This window comes from Algoriphagus sp. AGSA1 (genome assembly GCF_021390545.1).
In the GTDB taxonomy this organism is placed as follows: domain Bacteria; phylum Bacteroidota; class Bacteroidia; order Cytophagales; family Cyclobacteriaceae; genus Algoriphagus.
This window is the reverse complement of the sequence record NZ_JAJUWR010000118.1, coordinates 1-1,286: the sequence shown is the minus strand read 5'-3', so window position 1 is coordinate 1,286 and position 1,286 is coordinate 1. Positions and strand designations below refer to the sequence as shown.

General features: G+C 49.5%; 2 protein-coding genes. Both read left to right on the top strand.

Annotation, left to right across the window (positions count from 1 at the left end; all coding sequences use genetic code 11):
• Positions 1-180: 180 nt before the first annotated feature.
• Positions 181-1,152, top strand: a complete 972-nt coding sequence (locus LZF95_RS26685) for a GDP-L-fucose synthase (protein ID WP_233758527.1) — start codon at positions 181-183, stop codon at positions 1,150-1,152.
• Positions 1,153-1,187: 35 nt separating this feature from the next.
• Positions 1,188-1,286: glycosyltransferase (locus tag LZF95_RS28330; RefSeq protein WP_233758528.1), on the top strand; the 99-nt coding region annotated here is incomplete at its 3' end.

Sequence of the window (1,286 nt, the reverse complement as noted above, 5' to 3'; positions counted from 1 at the left end):
AGTAGAAACCCTGCTTGGTGACCCCGGCAAAGCGAAAGCGCTGTTGGGTTGGGAACCCGAGATTACAGTCCAAGAGATGTGCGCAGAGATGGTTCAAGAAGACCTTAAAGTAGCGCAGCGCCATGCCCTTCTGAAACAACACGGCCATCACGTACCCGTTGCAGTGGAGAACTAAGTCCAATGGCTTCAAGAAACCAAACCGTTTTTGTCGCCGGGCATCGCGGCATGGTTGGCTCAGCGATTGTGCGGCGCTTAACTGCGCTAGGTCACAAAAATATCGTTGTGGCCGACCGTGCAGAGCTCGACCTGCTGAATCAGGCCGCTACTACCCGTTTTTTTGCGCAGCAAAAAATTGACGAAGTTTATATTGCCGCGGCAAAGGTAGGAGGCATTCACGCGAACAACAGCTATCCCGCCGAGTTCATTTACGAGAACTTGATGGTTGAGGCAAATGTTATTCACGCTGCCCATAGTACCGACGTTCAAAAGATTCTATTCCTGGGCTCTTCCTGTATTTACCCGAAACACGCCAGCCAGCCCATGAAAGAAAGTGCCCTGCTAACGGGCATGCTAGAGCCCACAAACGAACCCTACGCGATTGCCAAAATAGCAGGCATCAAACTATGCGAAAGCTATAACCGGCAGTATGGGCGCGACTACCGTAGCGTAATGCCCACTAACTTATATGGTCCCCACGACAACTACCACCCAGAAAATAGTCACGTTATTCCCGCGTTGCTACGCCGGTTCCACGAAGCCGTTCTACGTAATGATGATGAAGTGGTGATTTGGGGCAGTGGCAAGCCTATGCGTGAATTCTTGCATGTTGACGATATGGCCGCAGCGTGTGTGCACATCATGGCGCTGGACAAGGCTCTGTACGATCAACACACCGAGCCAATGCTTTCCCATATTAACGTGGGCACTGGCATTGACTGCACAATCAAAGAACTTGCGCAAACTATTGCTAAAGTCACTGGTTTCAAAGGCACCTTAAGCTTTGACTCCAGCAAGCCCGACGGCACTCCTCGTAAATTAATGGATGTAACACGTTTAGCCAGCCTGGGATGGGTCGCATCAATTGGTTTGGAAGATGGCTTGCGCAGCGCCTATCAATGGTTTTTACAAAATCAAAATAGCTACCGCACTTAAAATACCTGTCAGCACCTTATAAAAACGGCACCGCTGTGAAAATATCAATTATTACTGTTAGCTACAACAGCGAAGCCACCATACGAGACACCATTGAGTCTGTGCTAGGTCAAACCTACCACAACATCGAATAT

What these genes read in the sequence shown, in the direction of transcription:
- LZF95_RS26685 (WP_233758527.1), top strand. Translation starts at nt 181, where the DNA reads ATGGCTTCAAGAAACCAAACCGTTTTTGTCGCCGGGCATCGCGGCATG.